This is a genomic window from Pseudomonas sputi (assembly GCF_021603585.1).
GTDB lineage: Bacteria > Pseudomonadota > Gammaproteobacteria > Pseudomonadales > Pseudomonadaceae > Aquipseudomonas > Aquipseudomonas sputi.
In genome coordinates, this window is sequence record NZ_BQHI01000013.1 from 102566 (window position 1) to 122593 (window position 20028).

19 protein-coding genes are annotated in these 20028 nt (G+C 62.1%); 7 read left to right on the plus strand and 12 right to left on the minus strand.

The window, feature by feature from the left end; translation table 11 throughout:
* Nucleotides 1-6: 6 nt before the first annotated feature.
* Nucleotides 7-1617 (plus strand): arylsulfatase, encoded by a 1611-nt coding sequence (locus L6D81_RS18605; protein ID WP_236181386.1) that lies wholly within the window; start codon nt 7-9, stop codon nt 1615-1617.
* A 53-nt stretch (nt 1618-1670) separates the two neighbouring features.
* On the opposite strand, the gene L6D81_RS18610 is transcribed toward L6D81_RS18605, so the two are convergent.
* Complete coding sequence (locus tag L6D81_RS18610) at nt 1671-2744, minus strand: fatty acid desaturase (RefSeq protein WP_236181387.1); 1074 nt, start codon at nt 2742-2744, stop codon at nt 1671-1673.
* A gap of 100 nt (nt 2745-2844) precedes the next feature.
* Between L6D81_RS18610 and L6D81_RS18615 the strand changes: the two genes are divergently transcribed.
* Nucleotides 2845-3849, plus strand: coding sequence for an AraC family transcriptional regulator (locus L6D81_RS18615; protein WP_236181388.1), 1005 nt, complete (start codon nt 2845-2847; stop codon nt 3847-3849).
* A 131-nt stretch (nt 3850-3980) separates the two neighbouring features.
* Here L6D81_RS18615 and L6D81_RS18620 read toward each other — a convergent pair whose 3' ends face one another.
* Nucleotides 3981-5366: a heavy metal sensor histidine kinase gene (locus L6D81_RS18620; protein WP_236181389.1), complete on the minus strand. Its 1386-nt coding sequence runs from the start codon at nt 5364-5366 to the stop codon at nt 3981-3983.
* Nucleotides 5356-6036, minus strand: a complete 681-nt coding sequence (locus L6D81_RS18625) for a heavy metal response regulator transcription factor (RefSeq protein WP_236181390.1) — start codon at nt 6034-6036, stop codon at nt 5356-5358. The genes L6D81_RS18620 and L6D81_RS18625 overlap by 11 nt, the downstream gene beginning before the upstream one ends.
* A gap of 136 nt (nt 6037-6172) precedes the next feature.
* On the opposite strand from L6D81_RS18625, the gene L6D81_RS18630 reads away from it, so the two are divergent.
* Nucleotides 6173-6655 carry a GlcG/HbpS family heme-binding protein gene (locus tag L6D81_RS18630; RefSeq protein WP_236181391.1) on the plus strand — a complete coding sequence of 161 codons (483 nt, stop codon included), beginning with the start codon at nt 6173-6175 and terminating at the stop codon, nt 6653-6655.
* A 16-nt stretch (nt 6656-6671) separates the two neighbouring features.
* Nucleotides 6672-7082: a hydroxyisourate hydrolase gene (gene uraH, locus L6D81_RS18635; RefSeq protein ID WP_236181392.1), complete on the plus strand. Its 411-nt coding sequence runs from the start codon at nt 6672-6674 to the stop codon at nt 7080-7082.
* A gap of 61 nt (nt 7083-7143) precedes the next feature.
* Here the strand turns inward: uraH and L6D81_RS18640 are convergent, their stop codons facing one another.
* Entirely contained in the window at nt 7144-7827 is a 684-nt protein-coding gene (locus L6D81_RS18640; RefSeq protein WP_108559033.1) for a Crp/Fnr family transcriptional regulator, read from the minus strand.
* Nucleotides 7828-7912: 85 nt separating this feature from the next.
* On the opposite strand from L6D81_RS18640, the gene L6D81_RS18645 reads away from it, so the two are divergent.
* Nucleotides 7913-8437, plus strand: coding sequence for an Mpo1 family 2-hydroxy fatty acid dioxygenase (locus L6D81_RS18645; RefSeq protein ID WP_236181393.1), 525 nt, complete (start codon nt 7913-7915; stop codon nt 8435-8437).
* 96 nt (nt 8438-8533) lie between these two features.
* Here the strand turns inward: L6D81_RS18645 and L6D81_RS18650 are convergent, their stop codons facing one another.
* The 6 genes from L6D81_RS18650 to dibA form a co-directional block, all read right to left on the minus strand.
* The gene (locus tag L6D81_RS18650) at nt 8534-9523 is read right to left on the minus strand and encodes a sulfate/molybdate ABC transporter ATP-binding protein (protein ID WP_074689378.1); all 990 of its coding nucleotides are present in this window, start codon (nt 9521-9523) and stop codon (nt 8534-8536) included.
* Nucleotides 9524-9526: 3 nt separating this feature from the next.
* The gene (gene cysW, locus L6D81_RS18655) at nt 9527-10399 is read right to left on the minus strand and encodes a sulfate ABC transporter permease subunit CysW (RefSeq protein WP_236181394.1); all 873 of its coding nucleotides are present in this window, start codon (nt 10397-10399) and stop codon (nt 9527-9529) included.
* A 13-nt stretch (nt 10400-10412) separates the two neighbouring features.
* Nucleotides 10413-11231, minus strand: a complete 819-nt coding sequence (cysT, locus tag L6D81_RS18660) for a sulfate ABC transporter permease subunit CysT (RefSeq protein ID WP_007952818.1) — start codon at nt 11229-11231, stop codon at nt 10413-10415.
* Nucleotides 11232-11301: 70 nt separating this feature from the next.
* On the minus strand, nt 11302-12315 hold the full coding sequence (locus L6D81_RS18665) for a sulfate ABC transporter substrate-binding protein (RefSeq protein ID WP_236181395.1): 1014 nt from the start codon (nt 12313-12315) through the stop codon (nt 11302-11304).
* A 131-nt stretch (nt 12316-12446) separates the two neighbouring features.
* Entirely contained in the window at nt 12447-12629 is a 183-nt protein-coding gene (gene oscA, locus L6D81_RS18670) for a sulfur starvation response protein OscA (protein ID WP_236181396.1), read from the minus strand.
* 190 nt (nt 12630-12819) lie between these two features.
* On the minus strand, nt 12820-14739 hold the full coding sequence (gene dibA, locus L6D81_RS18675; protein ID WP_236181397.1) for a phosphodiesterase DibA: 1920 nt from the start codon (nt 14737-14739) through the stop codon (nt 12820-12822).
* 146 nt (nt 14740-14885) lie between these two features.
* Between dibA and desA the strand changes: the two genes are divergently transcribed.
* Nucleotides 14886-16070 (plus strand): delta-9 fatty acid desaturase DesA, encoded by a 1185-nt coding sequence (gene desA / locus L6D81_RS18680; RefSeq protein WP_197870232.1) that lies wholly within the window; start codon nt 14886-14888, stop codon nt 16068-16070.
* Between the two features lie 146 nt (nt 16071-16216).
* Nucleotides 16217-17206, plus strand: a complete 990-nt coding sequence (locus L6D81_RS18685) for a GGDEF domain-containing protein (RefSeq protein WP_236181398.1) — start codon at nt 16217-16219, stop codon at nt 17204-17206.
* A gap of 27 nt (nt 17207-17233) precedes the next feature.
* Here the strand turns inward: L6D81_RS18685 and L6D81_RS18690 are convergent, their stop codons facing one another.
* On the minus strand, nt 17234-18445 hold the full coding sequence (locus L6D81_RS18690; protein ID WP_236181399.1) for a response regulator: 1212 nt from the start codon (nt 18443-18445) through the stop codon (nt 17234-17236).
* Nucleotides 18446-18586: 141 nt separating this feature from the next.
* On the minus strand, nt 18587-19864 hold the full coding sequence (gabT, locus tag L6D81_RS18695; RefSeq protein WP_236181400.1) for a 4-aminobutyrate--2-oxoglutarate transaminase: 1278 nt from the start codon (nt 19862-19864) through the stop codon (nt 18587-18589).
* Nucleotides 19865-20028: the final 164 nt, after the last annotated feature.

Consider the following 20028-nt stretch of genomic DNA (forward strand, 5'->3'; position numbering starts at 1 on the left):
CTGTCGATGCCGCAACGTCCCAACTTTCTGGTGATTCTGGCCGATGACCTGGGCTTCTCCGACATCGGCGCGTTCGGCGGCGAAATCGCCACGCCGAACCTCGATGCCCTGGCCAACAACGGCCTGCGCCTGACCGATTTTCACACCGCACCGACCTGCTCGCCAACCCGCTCGATGCTGCTCACCGGCACCGATCACCACATCGCCGGCATCGGCACCATGGCCGAAGCGCTGACCCCGGAGCTGATCGGCAAACCGGGTTACGAGGGTTACCTCAACGACCGCGTCGTCGCGTTGCCGGAGTTGCTGCGCGAGGCCGGTTACCAGACCTTGATGAGCGGCAAATGGCACCTGGGCCTGACCGCCGAACTGGCGCCCCACGCCCGTGGTTTCGAGCGTTCGTTCTCGCTGCTGCCTGGCGCGGCGAATCACTACGGGTTCGAACCGACCTACGATGAGCACACGCCCGGTCTGCTGAAATCCACCCCGGCGCTGTACATCGAGGACGACAGGTTCATCGCCGAGTTGCCCAAGGATTTCTATTCCTCCGACGCCTTCGGCGACAAGCTGTTGCAGTACCTCAAGGAGCGCGACCAGAGCCGGCCGTTCTTCGCTTACCTGCCGTTTTCAGCGCCGCACTGGCCGTTGCAGGCGCCCGCCGATATCGTCGAAAAATACCGTGGCCGTTATGACGCAGGGCCGGAAGTGCTGCGCCTCGAGCGTCTGGAAAAGCTTAAGTCGCTGGGGCTGATCGAGCCGGATGTCGAACCGCATCCGCTGATCCAGCTGACCGCGCAATGGGCAGCGCTGAGCGATGAGCAAAAACGCATTTCCGCCCGGGCCATGGAGGTCTACGCCGCGATGGTCGAGCGCATGGACTGGAACATCGGCCGCGTCGTCGATTACCTGCGCCAGCAGGGCCAGCTCGACAACACCTTCATCCTGTTCATGTCCGACAACGGTGCCGAAGGCGCGCTGCTGGAAGCCTTCCCGAAATTCGGTCCGGAGCTGATGACGTATCTGAGCCAGCATTACGACAACAGCCTCGACAACATCGGCCGCGCCAATTCCTATGTCTGGTACGGGCCGAACTGGGCGCAGGTGGCGACTGCGCCTTCACGCCTGTTCAAGGCTTTCACCACCGAAGGCGGGATTCGCGTTCCGGCGCTGCTGCACTATCCGCAACTGCCGCTGAAGGGGCAGATCAGCCATGGTTTCGGCACGGTGATGGACATCACGCCGACCATCCTCGATCTGGCCGGCGTGCGCCATCCGGGCAAGCAGTGGCACGGCAACCCGGTGGCGCCGTTGCGCGGTAAATCGTGGCTGGGTTTCCTGTCCGGCGAGACGGCGCAGGTGCATGACGAGCACACCGTCACCGGCTGGGAATTGTTCGGGCGCCGGGCGATTCGGCAGGGGCAGTGGAAGGCGGTGTGGATCCCGGGCCCGGTGGGGCCGGCGACCTGGCAGCTTTATGATCTGGGCAGTGATCCGGGGGAAATTCATGACCTGGCGTCGAGTCAGCCGCACAAGCTTGAAGCGCTGATCGAGCATTGGCAGCGGTATGTGGAGGAGACCGGGGTGATTCTAAGCGAGTCGCCGTTTCAGCCGGATTGAGGGTAGCTGACGCAACGCTATCGCCGGTTGGCCGGCAATAGCCTCGGATACCTTCAAGCCTGAGCCGTCTGCACTTCTTTCTGCTGGACTTCTTCCTTGCGAACAAACCGGTTCGCCCGCCCGAACGTCCCGAAATCATTGAACCTGACGCCCATCTCCCGCATCACCTTATGCGCCACCGGTACCGTCAACTGGCGAATGTAAAACGGCTCCTTCACCACAAAATGATGAATCCCGTGACTGCTGCCGAAGTTGAAGCAGAACGCCTGCAACGGCCACAGCCACCACGGGTTCAACACCTGGCACTGCTGAAGGACATTACCCGGTTCCACATCCCCGTAGTAATGCATGTTCGAACTGATGAAGTGCAGGCAAAAGGTGCGCAACACGTTCGGGCCAATGATCACCACGGCGGCGATATCGATGACCTGCATCACCGCCAGTGTGGTCGCTGACCATTCAATCGGCGAGCCCATCAGGTAGGCGATCCCGTTGGCGGCATGGAACCCGAGAAACACATACCACGCGCCCCAATGCACTAGCGCCAACGGTGCGTACACCTTCAGCGTGCGTTTGATGATGCTGAACTTGTGCGCCCAGGTCTTGGCCCGCAGCATGCGGATGAACGCCGACATCACGTTGTCCCCGACCATCAGCAACCGCGCAAAACCCCAGGGCTCGCCGTTGGTGATCGCCCGTTCTTCCATGTCGGCTTCGGTGCCGGACACCTTGTGATGATTGAGGTGCAAATGACGGCGAATCCACGGGTTGATCGTGCTCGGCCGCGCCAGCCATACCAGCCCCATCATCAGGTTGTGCGGCACGCGCTGTTTGCGGAAATACATGCTGTGGATCAGGTCGTGTTCGAGTTCGTGGGTCAGCGAAGCGAAAAACGCGTTGAGCAACAGGCACGCCCACCAGGCCATGTGCCCGGTGATATAGAGCGCCGCCGAACCGATCATCCCGGCCAGGGCAAACGCCAAAATCCCCGCGCCGAGGGCGTCCTGATGCTGGAGAATCGGGTAGCGCTCGCGCAGCTCGACGCCTTTGGCCAGCACCACTTCGCGAATATGCGCTGATCGCTGGGCAGCATTGTGTCGCTGGGGACTTGCAGAAGTACGGTCCATGCTTCCATCCTCTGGTTATTGATGTTCGCATCCTGCCCCGCGCAGGATCCGGACGCGGTAGCCGAGAACGCCAACCTGTTGACCGGAAGCGCCAATCAGCATGAAGGAACCGACTTCTCTCGCCAGCTGGACCCGTGCCCTGCGCAAGCAACTCGACGCGCTGGGGCTGGACAGCACTGCCCTGTGCCAGCAGGCCGGGCTCGATCCGCAACTGATGGACGACCCGAATGCCCGCTATCCGTTGTCCGCGACCACCCGCCTGTGGGAAATCGCGGTACAGGTGAGCGGCGATCCGGCGATCGGCTTGCGGGTGTCGCGGTTCGTCAGCCCCACGACCTTTCACGCGCTGGGCTATGCGTTAGTGGCCAGCGGCAGCCTGCGGGAAGTGTTCGAGCGGATCGTGCGTTATCACCAGGTGGTCAGCGACGCGCTGGAACTGGAGCTGACCCGCACTGAGGACCGCTACCGCTTTCGCCTGAAAATCCCCACCGCCAACCCGGCGCCCGCCTTCGAAGCCATCGACGCCTTCGCCGCGATCTACGTGCGCACCTGCCGCAATCGCCTGGGCCGCGACTACGCGCCGCTGGCGGTGTATCTACGTCGCCCGGAACCGACCGATGCGCATCAATGGCACAAGGTGTTCCGTTCGCCGGTGCATTTTTCCGCCGAAGAGGACCGCATCGAATTCGCCCTCACCGACTTCGACAGCCACCTCGACGACGCGAACCCGGAACTGGCCGAGCACAACGAAGCGGTACTCAAGCGCACTCTGGCCCAGCTCAAGCCCCTGACCTGGGAGCGCAAGGTGCGTGACGCCATCGAAGAACAACTGCCCGAAGGCGAACCCAGCGCCGAACGCATCGCCCAGGCCCTGCACCTGAGCCTGCGCAGCCTGCAACGGCATCTGGCGGACGAGGGTTGTCGCTTCGATACGTTATTGAATGAAAGCCGCGAAAACCTCGCACTGCTGCACCTGCGCGATCCGCAATGCTCGCTGAGTGAGGTCAGTTACCTGCTGGGATTTGCCGACACCAGCAGCTTCAGTCGGGCGTTCAAACGCTGGACCGGGATGACGCCGGGGCAGTTTCGGGATCAGTTGCGCTGAAGGGGCTGGAATTTGTACTGAATCGACCAGCCTCTTCGCGGGCAAGCCCGCTCCCACAAGGATTGGGGCGTACAGAAATCCGCGTCACACCTCGACTACTGTGGGAGCGGGCTTGCCCGCGAAGAAGCCATTCAGATCGCTGCAAATCCAAGCTCAAAAACCGTACCCGTTGCACCACTGCTGACCCGCACCCGCCCCCCATGTAATTGCATGATCGACTGCACGATTGCCAGTCCCAATCCGCCGGAGTCTCCCGGTTCCGCGCGGGACGGGTCGACGCGGTAGAAGCGGTCGAACAGTTTGCCCAGGTGCTCATCCGCGATGACCGGGCCGACGTTGTGGACTTGCAGCCAGCACAGGCCTGGTTCATCGCGCCGGCGCAGGCGGATGACCGAACCGGCATCGGCATGGCGCACGGCGTTGGCCAACAGGTTGCCCAAGGCGCGTTGCAGCAGTTGCTGATCCGCCAGCAACTCTCCGCTGAACGTGTTTTCGAGGCGGATTCCCCGGTCATCGGCCAGGGCTTCGAAGTAGTCGCACAACTCATCGCCGATGTCGTGCAACTTCAGCGTGCGCAGATCGAGTGCCCGTTCAGCCTGCTCTGCGCGAGCCAGGAACATCAGGTTCTCGGCCATGCGCTTGAGCCGTTCGAACTCGTCCATGTTCGACGCCAGCACCTCCTGATACTCCGCACTGCTGCGTGGATGATTCAGAGCCTGTCCGTTGCTGGCGAGCAGCGTGTGCAGGGGCGTGCGGATTTCGTGGGCGAGGTCGGCGGAAAACTGTGAGAGGCGCTGGAAGCCGTCGTCCAGCCGCCCGAGCATGCCATTCAGCGCGAGCACCGGCTCCAGCAATTCCGCTGGCGTGCCGGCGGTAGGAACCCGTTGGTCGAGGCTGCGCAGGTCGATGCCGCGCAGCGCTTCACTCAGCTTGCGCAGAGGTCGCAAACCACGGCGCAACAGCACCAGGCCCAACGTGAAGGCGAGCACGGCGCCCAGGCCGACGACCAGATACAAGCGCAGGCGATAGCTGCCGAGCATTTGTTCACGCTCGCTCAGCACTTTGCCGGCGATCACGGTCAGTGATTCACCGTTCGGGCCCTGGGCCTGACCCGACAACAGGGCCAGCTCGACACCGTCCGCCGCCTGCCAGGTCAACACATCGCGGCGTTGCGGCGGTTGATCCCGGGGGATGGCCTGCACGGGTGGCAATGCACGTTGGCGAGGGTTGATCGTGATCACATTCGAGCCGTCCGCGCGCTGCACCAGCAGCAAACTGTCGAGGTTGCCGAGCATGTTCTGGTACAGCCGTGGCCGGGCCTGCAAGGCGCCGAGGCTGTCGCTGTCGGCGAGCAACGCGCGCACCTGTTCCAGGCGACCGAGCAAGGCCATGTCGTCGCGCCAGGCGATTTCCGAGGCCAGCGAGCGATACAGGAACACGCCAATCACGCTGAGCACCAACGCGCAGACGGCGGCGAACGCCAGGGCCAGGCGCCAGGCGATGGATCTAGTGCGCATCGTCGGGCGCTTCGAGTTGATAGCCGACCCCGCGCACGGTGTGGATCAGCTTCGGCATGTACGGATCATCGACTTTCGAACGCAGCCGGCGCACCGCGACTTCGACCATGTTGGTGTCGCTGTCGAAATTCAGGTTCCACACCTGCGAAGCAATCAGCGTGCGCGACAGCACTTCGCCCTGACGACTGGCGAGCAGATGCAGCAGGGCGAACTCCTTGTTGGTCAGGGCGATGCGCTGGCCGCCACGGCTGACCCGACGGCGCAGTACGTCGATTTCCAGATCGGCGATGTTGTACGACTCGGCCTCGCGCAGCGGCCCGCGCCGCAACAACGTGCGCACCCGCGCGAGCAATTCGGCGAAGGCGAACGGCTTGAGCAAATAGTCATCGGCCCCCAGTTCGAGGCCGCGCACGCGGTCTTCGATGGCGTCCTTCGCCGTCAGGAACAGCACCGGCGTGGCGCCGCGCTGGCGGATTAGCTGGAGCAATTGCCAGCCGTTGAGGCCCGGCAGCATCACGTCGAGGATGATCAGGTCATATGCCTGCTGCTCAATAAAGTAGCGCCCGTCGAGACCATTGAGTGCTACATCCACGGCAAAACCGGACTCGCCCAGCCCTTTGGCGATGAAGTTCGCGGTTTTGGCTTCATCTTCTACGACCAGCAAACGCATGGCACACCTCGCTTGATCAGAGACACAGGCTAGGCCCCTTCGGCGCCGTTGCCCATTACAAACTTGTAATCCGACTGACGAGGTTTCGACGGGGACCGGCGGATAAGGTGGTGGCCTTCGCTTATGGAGCCTGTCCATGTTTGCTAAATACTTGATCGCCAGCCTGGCAATCAGCTTCGGCACTGCCGCAATCGCCGCGCCTGAGCTGCCCCGTCACGCCGATCTCGATCTGAAAACCGCACGGCTGCTGGCCGACACGGCGCTGCAACACTGCACTGGCACGGTGTCGGTGCTCGACCGTGGCGGCAACCTGCTGGTGACCTTGCGCGGCGACGGTATCGGCCCGCACAACACCGTCGCCAGCCAACGCAAGGCCTACACCGCGCTATCGACGAAAACCCCGACCCGATTGTTCGCCGAGCGCGCCCGCAGCAACCCGGAAACCGCCAACCTCAACACCCTCGATGAATTGCTGTTGCTCGGCGGCGGCATCCCGTTGTTTGCCGGCAAGGAACTGGTCGGCGCCATGGGCGTGGCCGGTTCCGGCGGCGGCGAGCAGGACGAAAACTGCGCGATCAAGGCTGCCGACATCGTCGGCCTGTCCATCAACCGTACTTGAACCCAGGAGCATCTCCATGACCCCACTGCGCATGACTTTCGCCGCGCTCGGCCTGAGCGCTTTTTCGAGCCTGGCGCTGGCTGCCGGCAACCCGCTGAGCGTTCACGTGCTCAATCTGGAAAACGGCCTGCCGTCACCGGGCATCAACGTGACGCTGGAACGCCACGTGGGCCAGGACTGGCAGTCGCTGGCGCAGGGCACCACCAATGAACAGGGGCGGATTGCCGAACTGTTCCCGGCGAACAAACCGTTCGAGGCGGGTGAATATCGGGTGGTGTTCAAGACCGGTGAGTACTTCGAGAAGGCGAAGCACGAGACATTCTTTCCAGAGATTCCAGTGATTTTTAAAGTGAAGCAGACGGATCAGCACTATCACATTCCGCTGCTGCTCAGCCCGTACGGCTTCTCCACTTATCGCGGTTCGTAGAAACAACATCGATCCAATGTGGGAGCGGGCAAGCCCGCTCCCACAGGGAAACCCGTGTTCTTCAGAGGGTCGCCAGCGCGCGCAGTCGTGCAGCGTCGAGGATTTCGATCTCGCCATAACTCAAGCCGATAATCCCCTGCCCCTGCAACTCCTTGAGGATCTGGTTGGTGGTCTGCCGCGACAGCGACAGCATCGACGCCAGCTGTTCCTGAGGCAGTTGCAGCACTCGGCGCGGCGGGTCCAGTTCGCCGTAGCCTTCGGCGATCATCAGCAGACGATGGGCCAGACGCGCCGGGGCCGGCAGCAGGCTCAGCTGTTCGAGGTTGATAAAGGTCAGGCGCAGTTTGTGGCTCATCAACAGCGCGAGATGCCGCCAGTAGACGGGTTGCTCGTCGAGCAGTTTCAGCAGCGTGGCCTGGGGAATGTTCAGCAGCGTGCAGGGCCCGACCGCGTAGGCATCATGGGTGCGGGGCTGGCCGTCGAACAGGCAGATTTCGCCAAACCAGTGCGGTGCCTCCACCAGACTCAGCAACGCCTCCTTGCCCTGCTCGCTGACTGCGCCGATGCGCACTGCGCCGTCGAGCACCGCGTACAGGCCGCACGGCGCATCGCCGCGCTGGAACAGCCGCTGCCCCGCCGCCAGCCGCCGCTCCTTGGCCGCCGCCAGCAGACTATCCTGAAAGGACGAGGGCAGATGACTGAACCATTGCCCGGTCAGCAGGCGCTCGCGCCAGACCTTATCCATGCGTTCTCCGAAAGATTGTCGCCTGCCTGACAGAGCGAGCCGTGAACCCGGGGCATGATTCGATCACCCTACAGGAGGAACAACAATGAAAAGCCTCGTCGATCATTTGAGTCAATACGCCGCTTACCACCGTGACCCGCGCAACATCGCCAGCCACTTTATCGGGATTCCGCTGATTGTGGTGGCGGTGGCCGTGCTGTTGTCGCGGCCGGAAGGGTCGGTGGGCGGGTTGTGGATTTCCCCGGCGGTGATCGTCGCCCTTGCTTCGGCGGGGTTTTACCTGCGTCTGGAACTGAAGCTCGGGGTTTTGATGACGGTACTGATGGGCTTGTCGGTCTGGGCCGGGCATGTGCTGGCGCAGCAGAGCACCCTGGTCTGGCTGAGCGCAGGTCTGGCGATGTTCGTGATCGGCTGGGTGATCCAGTTTGTCGGCCATCACTATGAAGGGCGCAAACCGGCGTTTGTCGATGACTTGAGCGGGTTGATCGTCGGGCCGCTGTTTGTGGTGGCCGAACTGGCGTTCATGCTCGGGATGCGGCATGAGCTGAAAGAGCAGATCGAGGCGCGGGCAGGTGTGGTGCGGGTCAATCCGAATCGCGCGGCTGTCTGAACCACTGCCCGGCTCGCTCGTTCCCACGCTCTGCGTGGGAATGCATCCCGTGAAGCTCCGCGTCACCGTGGACGCGGAGCGTGAGAACGCGTGAGATCAAACGTTGGCGACTTTCTGCCAGACCTTCGGCTTGAAGAACAACGTCTCACCCTTGGCCAACCCGGTCAGGCTGTCGTGGTCTTTCACCACTTCCGCCTCGATCAGATCAGCCTGCCCCTCAACCTTCAACGTCACCCGCGTGGTCGCGCCCAGCGGCCGGATATCGCGGACTTCGGCAGCGTGGTGATCCTCCAGTTCATGCCGCGACAGCGACACTTCATGCGGACGGAACAGCACGTGATTGTCATCGCCCAGATGCAGACGGTTCGAATCGCCGAGGAAGTGATAGACGAAATCGCTGGCCGGATTTTCGTAGACATCGCCCGGTGAGCCGATCTGCTCGATGACACCCTTGTTCATCACCACGATACGGTCGGCCACTTCCATCGCCTCTTCCTGGTCGTGGGTCACGAACACCGAGGTCAGGTTGATGTCTTCGTGCAGGCGCGCCAGCCAGCGGCGCAGCTCTTTACGCACCTTGGCGTCGAGGGCGCCAAACGGCTCGTCGAGCAGCAGCACTTTCGGCTCTACCGCCAGCGCACGGGCCAGAGCGATACGCTGACGCTGGCCGCCGGACAGTTGCTCCGGATAACGATCCGACAGCCAGTCCAGTTGCACCATGTTCAGCAGCTCGTGAACCTTGGTCGCGATCTGGCTTTCGTTCGGGCGCTGGTTTTTCGGCTTCATGCGCAGGCCGAACGCGACGTTGTCAAACACGGTCATGTGGCGGAACAGGGCGTAGTGCTGGAACACGAAACCGACGTTGCGATCCCGCACGTCGTGGCCGGACACGTCCTCGCCGTGGAACACGATGTTGCCGTTATCCGGGGTTTCCAGACCGGCAATGATGCGCAGCAGGGTGGTCTTGCCGCAGCCGGACGGGCCGAGCAGCGCCACCAGTTCACCGCTGTGGATGTCCAGGCTGATGTTGTCCAGCGCCTTGAACGCATTGAAATTCTTGCTGACGTTACGCACTTCGATCGACATGAATTATTCCTCCGCGGCGCTGGCGCGCAGGCGGTTGATACGGTTTTCGCTCCACTGCTTGAGCAGCAGGATGAAGAGCGCCAGGATCAGCAACAGGCTCGCCACCGCGAACGCGGCCACGTGGTTGTATTCGTTGTAGAGGATCTCGACGTGCAGCGGCAAGGTGTTGGTCACCCCGCGAATGTGCCCGGAAACCACCGACACCGCACCGAACTCACCCATGGCCCGCGCGGTACACAGCACCACGCCATAGATCAGGCCCCATTTGATGTTGGGGACGGTCACGTGCCAGAACATCTGCCAGCCATTGGCGCCGAGCAGACGCGCGGCTTCCTCTTCCTGAGTGCCTTGCTCCTGCATCAGCGGGATCAGCTCACGGGCCACGAACGGCACGGTGACGAAGATCGTCGCCAGCACGATGCCCGGCAGGGCGAAGACAATCTGGATGTCGTGATCCTGCAGCCACGGCCCGAACAGGCCCTGGGCGCCGAACATCAACACGTAGACCAGACCGGCGATCACCGGCGACACCGAAAACGGCAGGTCGATCAGCGTCACCAGCATGCTCTTGCCGCGGAACGAGTATTTGCTCACGCACCACGCGGCGCTGACGCCGAACACCAGGTTCAGCGGCACCGAAATCAGCACCGCAATCACGGTGAGTTTCAGGGCCGACAAGGCATCCGGTTCAAAGATCGCGGTGAAGAACGCACCGAGGCCGTTCTTCAAGCCCTGCGACACCACGATGAACAGCGGCAGCAGCAGAAACAGGAAGAAAATCAGCCAGCCGAGGCCGATCAGGAGTCTGCGCGAAGTGGCGCTGCCACGGCGGGCGGCGTTGGCCGAGGAAGCGGCCGCAATAGACGATTGGGACATGGTTCGCGCCTCCTTAAGGGGTTTCGATGCGCCGCTGCAACAAGTTGATCAGCAGCAACAGGACGAAGGAAACCACCAGCATCAGCACGCCGATGGAGGTAGCGCCGGTGTAGTCGTATTGGTCGAGCTTGACCATGATCAGCAGCGGCAGGATCTCGGTTTTCATCGGCATGTTGCCGGCGATGAAAATCACCGAACCGTACTCGCCGACGCCCCGGGCGAATGCCAGGGCAAAACCGGTCAGCCAGGCCGGCAACAGCGCCGGCAGCAGAATGTGACGGAACACCTGCAACGGCTTGGCACCGAGGCACGCAGCCGCTTCTTCGACTTCACGGGGGATGTCGGCCAGCACCGGCTGCACCGTGCGCACCACGAACGGCAGGGTCACGAAGGTCAGCGCCAACGTGATCCCGAGCGGGGTGTAGGCGATCTTGAAACCGAGGTCGGCGGCGAACTGCCCGACCAGCCCGGTCGGCGTGTACAGCGCCGTCAGCGCAATACCGGCCACGGCGGTCGGCAGGGCGAACGGCAGATCGATCATCGCGTCGATCACCTTGCGTCCCGGGAACGTGTAGCGCACCAGCACCCAGGCCAGCAACGTGCCGATGATGCCGTTGATGATCGCGGCGCACAGCGCGGTGCCGAAGCTCAGCTTCAGTGCGGCGAGCACGCGGGGCGCGGAGATGATCGTCCAGAACTGATCCCAGGTGAGTTGGGCGGCGTGGACGAACATCGCCGCCAGCGGGATTAGCACAATCAGGCTGAGGTACACCAAGGTGTAGCCCAGCGTCAGCCCGAAGCCGGGTATGACGGGGGAGATACGACGCGACATAAAAGTCCTTGGTTTGAGAACGCGCAAAGCCCCGAAAATAAATCCGGGGCTCGTTTTAGGCTATTGAAACTTACTGCGCCTGATAGATCTGGTCGAACACGCCACCGTCGTTGAAGAATTTCGGCTGCGCGGTTTTCCAGCCACCGAAGTCCTTGTCGATGGTCACCAGTTCCAGTTTAGGAAACTGCTGGGCGTATTTGGCCGCCACGTCCTTGTCACGCGGACGGTAGAAGTTCTTCGCCGCGATTTCCTGGCCGGCCGGGCTGTACAGGTGCTTGAGGTAGGCTTCGGCGATCTGCGCGTTACCCTTCTTCTCGGCGTTCTTGTCGACCACGGCCACGGGTGGTTCGGCGAGGATCGACAGCGAAGGCACGACGATGTCGAACTTGTCCTTGCCGCCGTCTTCCTTCAGCGCCAGAAACGCTTCGTTTTCCCAGGCCAGCAGCACGTCACCCTGACCGTTGTTGACGAAGGTGATGGTCGAGCCACGGGCGCCGGTATCCAGAACCGGTACGTGTTTGAACAGGGTTTGTACGTATTCCTTGGCTTTGGCTTCGTTGCCGCCGTTGGCTTTCAGGCCGTAGGCCCACGCCGCGAGGAAGTTCCAGCGTGCACCGCCGGAGGTTTTCGGGTTCGGAGTGATCACCGAGACGTCATTCTTGATCAGATCGCCCCAGTCCTTGATGCCTTTCGGGTTGCCCTTGCGTACCAGGAACACGATGGTCGAGGTGTACGGGGTGCTGGCGTCCGGCAGACGCTTCTGCCAGTCGGCCGGCAAGGTCTTGCCGAGCCTGGCGATTTCGTCGATGTCGCCGGCCAGGGCCAGGGTCACGACATCGGCGCGCAGACCGTCGATCACCGCACGGCCCTGCTTGCCCGAACCGCCATGGGATTGCTGGATTTTCACGGTGTCGCCAGCGTGCTCCGACTGCCAGTACTTCACGAACTCGGCGTTGTAATCCTGATACAGCTCACGCGTCGGGTCATACGACACATTGAGCAGTTCGTAATCCTTGGCAACCGCGGAACCGGCAAACACAGCGCTGGCCAGGGCGGCCAAAGCGTAACGGCGAATCGACGACATGGTGAAAGCTCCTGGAATTCTTGGTGGTGGCTTTTTCTTATGGATTGCTGGCATCGGGTTGCTCGTTCAACGACCGCAGCCTGTGGCAGCTTCTGCCGACAACCCCCGCAGGAACTGCCGCAGACTGCGAATCAGCTCGGTTTGTTGCCCGGTTGCTGCAGGCGGAATTTCTCTTTGCGTTCGATCTGGACCACTTGGGCGTTATGCACAGTGATTTCCACCGCGCCGAAACGCAGGTCGCGCAAGGCGCTCTGGATTTCGCGCAGAATGGTGCTTTCGTCCTGACCCTCGACGCTACGCAGGGATGCGCTCATGGTGCTGCTCCTTTGTATGAGATATGCCTGGCAGTGGGCGGCACTGCGTTCGGCGTGGGAGCAATATAAGAGAGGCACAGATATTCTTAAAAAGACTATTTAAGAATGTTTATATAACCGGAAAACATTATGTGACGCAGCAAGGGTTTGCGGCGGACTTGCCCGTCGGCAAACCCGCCGTACGCCGCCATCAACCGATCAAGGGCGCCCGGTTCCAGTCGATTTGTGCTTGCGGAACCGGCCGCCCAAACCAGTAGCCCTGGCCCAGATCACAGGCCTGCTCCAGCAGGAACGCGGCCTGTTCCACCTGCTCGATGCCCTCGGCATGCACCTGCATGCCCATGCTGCGGGCCAGGGCGATGATCACACGGACGATCGCCGCATCGTCCTCGTCCCACGGCAGCCCGGCGACGAAACCCTGATCGATCTTGAGCTTCTGTACCGGCAGGCGTTTGAGCCGCAGCAGCGACGAATACCCGGTGCCGAAGTCATCGATAGCCAGACGTATCCCCAGCTCGCGCAGACGATGCATCTGTTCCAGCGCGACTTCCGGATCGTCCATCACCGCGCTTTCGGTGACCTCCAGTTCCAGATAGGCCGGATCCAGGCCGGTGTCGTGCAGCACCTGCGCCACCTGTTGATACAACTCACGGCGGGCAAACAACCGTGACGACACGTTCACCGCGACAAACGACAGCACCACGCCAGCCTGCTGCCATTGGCACATCTGCCGGCAGGCCTGCTGCATGACCCAGGCGTCGATTTCCGAGATCAGCCCGGTGCGCTCGGCAATCGGGATGAACTCCGCCGGCGACACCAGGCCCCGCTGCGGGTGCTCCCAGCGTACCAGCGCCTCGACGCCGATCAGGCGACTGGTTTTCAGGTCATGCACCGGTTGGTAGTAGACCCGCAACTCCTGCTGCTCCAGCGCTCGGCGCAGTTCAAAAGCGATCTCGACCCGCTGCTGGGCATGAGCCGTGAGTTCTTCGGTGTACAGCGCGTAACCGTTGCGGCCACTGCTCTTGGCCTTGAACAGCGCCGCATCGGCGTTGCGCAACAGCTGTTCGGCGCTCAGTGCATCGCTGGGGAACAGGCTGATGCCGAGGCTGGCGTTGATGAACAGTTCATGGCCGTCGAGGCAGAACGGCTCTTTAAGTGCATCGATGATGCGCTGAGCCAATGCCGCCGCCTGCGCCGGTTGCGGACAACTTTCCAGCAGGACCGCGAACTCATCGCCGCCCAGCCGCGCCAGGGTGATGCCCGGCCCGAACAACGCGTGCAAACGCGCCGCGACGGCCTTGAGCAAACGGTCACCGATGGTGTGGCCGAGGCTGTCGTTGATCAGTTTGAAGTGGTCCAGATCGATCAGCAGCAGCGCGCAACCACGCTTGTGGGTCTGCGCCGATGCCAGCGCCTGCTCGGCGCGGTCGCTGAACAGCAGGCGGTTGGGCAGGTCGGTCAGCGGATCGTGGTGGGCCAGGTGCTTGAGTTCGTGCTCGGAATCCTTGATCGCGCTGATATCGGAAAACACCGCCACATAGTGGCTGAGCCGACTGTCATCGTCGCGAATCACCCGGATCGTCTGCCACTGTGGGTAGATTTCGCCGCTCTTGCGCCGGTTCCAGATCTCACCGCTCCATTCATCCTGCGCCTGCAACGTGGCGAACATCGCCTGATAAAAACCCGGCGGATGGTGCCCGGACTTGAACAGGCTGGGCTGCTGGCCAATCACTTCGTCGCGCTGATAGCCGGTGATTTCCATGAAGGCGCGATTGACGTGCACGATCAGCCCCTGTCGGTTCGTGACCAGCACGCCTTCGCGGGTGCAATCGAAAACCGCAGCGGCCTGACGCAGGCGTTCGCGATCCGCCTGGCGTTCACGCAATCGGGCACCGATGCCCAGGCATTCAAACAGGCGCGCCCGGGCCAGGAAGATCAACCCGGCACTGAGTGCCACAAAGGCATAGCCGTTGATCCGTTGCCAGCGCAGCAGTTCGTCAGAGTTATCGAAGAAACTGTTCAATAAATAACCAGTGCCTTGCAGCCAGACCACCGCAAGGACCAGGTAAAGCAGCGCTGCACGCAAGGCATCGCGGTAAGTGGCAGACATTCGGCCGTCCATGTCCCTACAAAAATGTCGGGATTATAGGTCAAGAAACATCCAGCCATCTCTTATCTGAAAGGGCGACTGGTTTTATCTGTGTGCTTGGTGATAATGCAACGGCTGTTTTTTCTTTATCGAGGGCCCTATAGCCTATGTGGTACGAAGGTTTTCTTGGCTTGTCGGCCTGGTCGCTGGTCGCCGTCACCCTGGTGATGACCCACGTGACGATTGTTGCCGTCACGGTCTACTTGCACCGCTACTCGGCCCATCGCTCCCTGGAGCTGAATGCCGGCCTGAAGCATTTCTTCCGTTTCTGGCTGTGGCTGACCACGGCGCAGAACACCCGCGAGTGGACCGCCATCCACCGCAAACACCACGCCAAATGCGAAACCGAAGACGACCCGCACAGTCCGGTCGTCAAGGGTCTGTCCACCGTCCTGCGCAAAGGCGCCGAGCTGTACCGCGAAGAAGCGCAGAACCCGGAAACCCTGCGCATCTACGGCAAGAACTGCCCCGAAGACTGGATCGAGCGCAACCTCTACAGCCGCTACCGGCTGCTGGGCGTGGCGATCATGGCCGTCGTCGACCTGCTGCTGTTCGGCACCATCGGCATCACCATCTGGGCGATCCAGATGATGTGGATCCCGGTCTGGGCGGCCGGCGTGGTCAACGGCCTCGGCCATGCCGTCGGCTACCGCAACTTCGAGTGCCGCGACGCGGCGACCAATCTGGTGCCGTGGGGCATCCTGATCGGCGGCGAAGAACTGCACAACAACCATCACACCTATCCCAATTCGGCCAAGCTGTCGGTCAAGAAATGGGAGTTCGACCTCGGTTGGGCCTGGATCCAGGTGTTCAGTTTCCTGCGTCTGGCCAAGGTCCAGCGGGTCGCGCCGATCGCCCACCGCGTCGAAGGCAAGGGCAGTCTGGACATGGACACCGCCATGGCGATCCTCAACAACCGCTTCCAGATCATGGCCCAGTACCGCAAGCTGGTGATCGGCCCGCTGGTCAAACAGGAACTGGCCAAGGTCGATCATTCGGTACGCCACCAGTTCCACCGGGCCAAACGCCTGCTCTCGCGGGAAACCAGCCTGCTGGAAGATCGCCACCACGCGCGCATCCAGAACATGCTCGAGCACAGCCAGGCGCTGAAGGTAATCTACGAGAAACGTCTGGCCCTGCAGCAGATCTGGGTCAAGACCAGCGCAAATGGCCACGACATGCTCGCCGCCATCAAGGAGTGGGTACACGAGGCCGAGGCCAGTGGCATCCAGTCTCTGCGTGAATTCGCTGACCAGTTGAAAACCTACTCGCTGCGCCCTGTCGCCGTCTGAGTGCCGTTGATCGGTGCGCCCGTTTCCCGGGCGCACCCTTCGGAACTTCACCCTCGATCCCCTATCTCAAAGACACTTCGCCACCCCCGGCGGGTTTTCCCGTGGCCGTTGTCGATTGATCGGCACGCCCTTTGAGATTCGTGTCGATGGTCAACAACAATCAAAAAGACTTATCCCCTCCCCAGTGGCCCGAGGCCGCGCAAACCCTGATGGCATTGATGCACGCCCAGGGCGAAGTCGCCCGCCTGAGCGAACGCGAGCAACTGTTCAGCTCGCTGCTGGTCAGCGTCAACGCCGTGCTTTGGGCCTTCAACTGGGAAACCCGTCAGGTGCTGTACGTCAGCCCTGCCTACGAACGGATCTTCGGCCGCTCCGCCGCCCTGTTGCTGGCCGATTACAACCAGTGGCGCGACAGCATCTACCCGGACGATCTGGAATACGCCGAACGCAGCCTCGCCGAAGTGCTGCACAAAGGCGCCGTGGAGGACCGCGAATACCGGATCATCGCCGCCGACAACCAGGTGCGCTGGATCAGCGACAAGTGCTTCATCAACCGGCAGGACGAACCGGGGCAACCGGTGATCATCGTCGGCATCGCCGAAGACATCACCGACAAGAAGCAAATGGAAACCGAGCTGCAACGCCTGGCCACCACCGACGTGCTGACCCAGAGCAGCAATCGCCGGCACTTCTTCGAATGCGCCCATAGGGAGTTTGCACAAGCCCGCCTGCAAGGCGCGCAAATGGCGTTCCTGCTGATGGACATCGATGATTTCAAAGTGATCAACGACACGTACGGCCATCCCGAAGGCGACAACGTGCTGCAACGGATCGCCGAATGCGGGCGAGCCTCCTTGCGCCGGGGAGACCTGTTCGGACGGATTGGCGGTGAGGAATTCGCTGCAGTTTTTCCGGGCTGCGCGCCGGACATGGCCATGCAGGTGGCCGAACGGCTGCAACGGGAAATACAACGGCTGAGCTTCAATCACGGTGAACAAACGTTCGGCATCACCGTCAGCCAGGGCCTGACCAGCCTCACCCCGGAAGACGAAAGCCTCGACACCCTGTTCGCCCGTGCGGACGCGGCAATGTACGAGGCCAAGCGGCAGGGCAAGAACCGGATCATTTCCGCCTGATTCCGGAGCGGATGCGCAATCAATCCGCTATTTGCGCATTCGCATCAGCTCCGGCAAGCCGATCTTGAGCAACCGCGCCGTACGGCTCTTGGCCAGTTCCTCGACGCCCTCATGCTCGGTCAGCCGCGCCATCTGCGCCGCCATGTTCATCACCAGCGCCTCGCGGGAATACACCCCGCCACCGAGCTGGTAGACCGAGGCAATCAACTCACGCAACTCCAGCGGCAGGCGCCAGCGAGTACGCAACGCCGAACCATAGGCCGCACCGAATTCGGCCAGCGCATCGCCGATTTCCTCCAGCTCATCCAGCTCGCCGCCGGCCTGCTTCCACTCCTGCAGACAACGCAGCAACGCCAGATCGCCGAGGCGATGAAGCATTCCGGCGCAGTAGCAACGTTCCTGATCCAGATCGAGCAGCCGTGCCAGCGTGCGGGCGTACTCGGCGGTGTGCAGCGACAGGTCCCAATAGCGCTCTGCGTAGTCGGCCAGGCCGGGATCACTGAGTCGAGCGCTGCGCTTGAGTGCCAGGCCAAGGATCAGGTTCATGCTTTGCCCGGTACCGAGGCGATGCAGCGCCTGCGCCAGGGTCTGCACGGGCGAACCGTGGTGCTGGGCGGCGCTGTTGGCGGCAGCGATCAACACGGCGGTGATCTGCGGATCGGTGCGGATTTCCTCTTCCAGCAGCTTCAGGTCCAGCCCGTTGGGATTGAGGCTGCGCTTGACCGCCACTTGCACGTCAGTCATCAGCGGCGCGCCGTCGGCCTGCTCGCGGCGGCGCTCGAGGAACACCGACAGCGTCATGCCCGGCGCCAGCGCCGGTACTTCGCAGAACACTTCTTCGCCGGCGTTCAGCAGCAATCCCTGCAAACGCTCGGTCAGGCTTTCCATGTTCAGGGGTTTGGCAAGATAAGCAGTCGGCGCCAGCGGCAAGGCTTCGCGCACACTGGCGCTGTCATTGCGGCTGCTCATCAGAATGAACGGCAGCGGCGGATTGCGTTTGCGCTGACGGACACTGCGCAACACGCTCAAGCCATCGACGCCGGGCAACTCCCAGTCGACGATCGCCAGGTCATAGGGCACTTCGCTGAGCAGCGTCATTGCCTCCTGGCCATCGGCGCACAGGTCCAGCCGCGCATCGCAGCGCACGTTCAGCAACACTTGTTTGAGCAGGTCACGAGACCACGGGTCGGCCTCGGCAATCAGGACTCTCGGTACAGCGGGTAAATCGACGGCCGTCATGCTCGCTCTCCCTTGCAATGCTAGAACCTTAGCCAATGCTGGCGTTTCGGTACAACCTGAAAACCGCGCAGGTGTTTTCCCCGGCATGAAAAAACCCGCCGAAGCGGGTTTTTTGTCGATCCGATCACGCGGAACTACGGATTACAGCTCCGAGAAACACTCTTCGATGATCGCCAGGCCTTTGTCCAGTTGCTCGTCCGGCGAGGTCAGCGGTACCAGGACGCGCAGAACGTTGCCGTAGGTGCCGCAGGACAGCAGGATCAGGCCCTTGTCACGCGCCTTGGCCACGACAGCCGCAACGGCGGTCGGGTTTGGCTTGTGGCTGTCGCCGTTTTCGAACAGTTCGACCGCGATCATCGCGCCCAGGGCACGGACTTCGCCGATCACCGGGTATTTGGCCTGGATGGCTTTCAGGCCGGTGACCAGACGCTCGCCGACAGCCTTGCAGCGGTCCAGCAGTTTTTCTTCTTCGAACACTTCCATCACGGCCAGGGCCGCGGCGCAAGCGATCGGGCTACCCGCGTAGGTGCCGCCCAGGCCACCTGGCGCGATGGCGTCCATGTATTCGGCCTTGCCGCAGACACCGGCCAGCGGGAAGCCACCAGCGATGGATTTGGCGAAAGTGGTCAGGTCGGCGGCAACGCCCATCTGTTCCATGGCGAAGAACGTGCCGGTACGGCCAGCGCCGGTCTGCACTTCGTCAGCGATCAGCAGAATGCCGTGCTGGTCGCACAGGGCACGCAGACGCTTCATGAATGCTTTCGGCGCGACGTAGAAACCACCTTCACCCTGCACAGGCTCGATGATGATCGCGGCGATGTCTTTCGGCTCGGCGTCGTTCTTGAAGATGCGCTCGATGGAAGCGATCGAGTCATCGATGCTCACACCGTGCAGTTCGTTCGGGTACAGCGCACGGAAGATGCCGCCTGGCATCAGGCCCATGCCGGCCGAGTAAGGCACGACTTTACCGGTCAGGCCCAGGGTCATCATGGTGCGACCGTGGTAAGCGCCGGTGAACGCGATCACGCCAGCGCGGCCAGTGGCGGCACGGGCGATCTTCACGGCGTTTTCAACGGCTTCGGAACCGGTGGTCACCAGCAGGGTTTTCTTGGCGAAGTCGCCCGGTACGCGCGCGTTGATTTTCTCGCACAGCTCGACGTACGGCTCGTAGGCCAGCACCTGGAAGCAGGTGTGGGTCAGCTTGTTCAACTGCTCGGTCACGGCGGCGATGATTTTCGGGTGCACGTGGCCGGTGTTCAGTACGGCGATACCGCCAGCGAAGTCGATGAACTCGCGACCTTCAACGTCGGTCACGGTCGCGTTCTTCGCGGACTCGGCGAAGATCGGGTGAATCTGGCCAACACCCCGTGGAACAGCAGCGGTACGGCGGGCCATCAAGTCAGCGTTAGTCTTGCTCATTACAGTCCTCATTCGCCGCTCATCGGGCGGCGTGGTTCAAGGATGAAGCGGGAGGAATCGGCGGTGGCAGCATGCGATGATCGACTGCCACGGCGTTCCCGGCCGCAGAGAAAATTCCGGTTTGAAACGACGCAAAGGGACAGCGCTCTCGTGCCCTTTGCGTT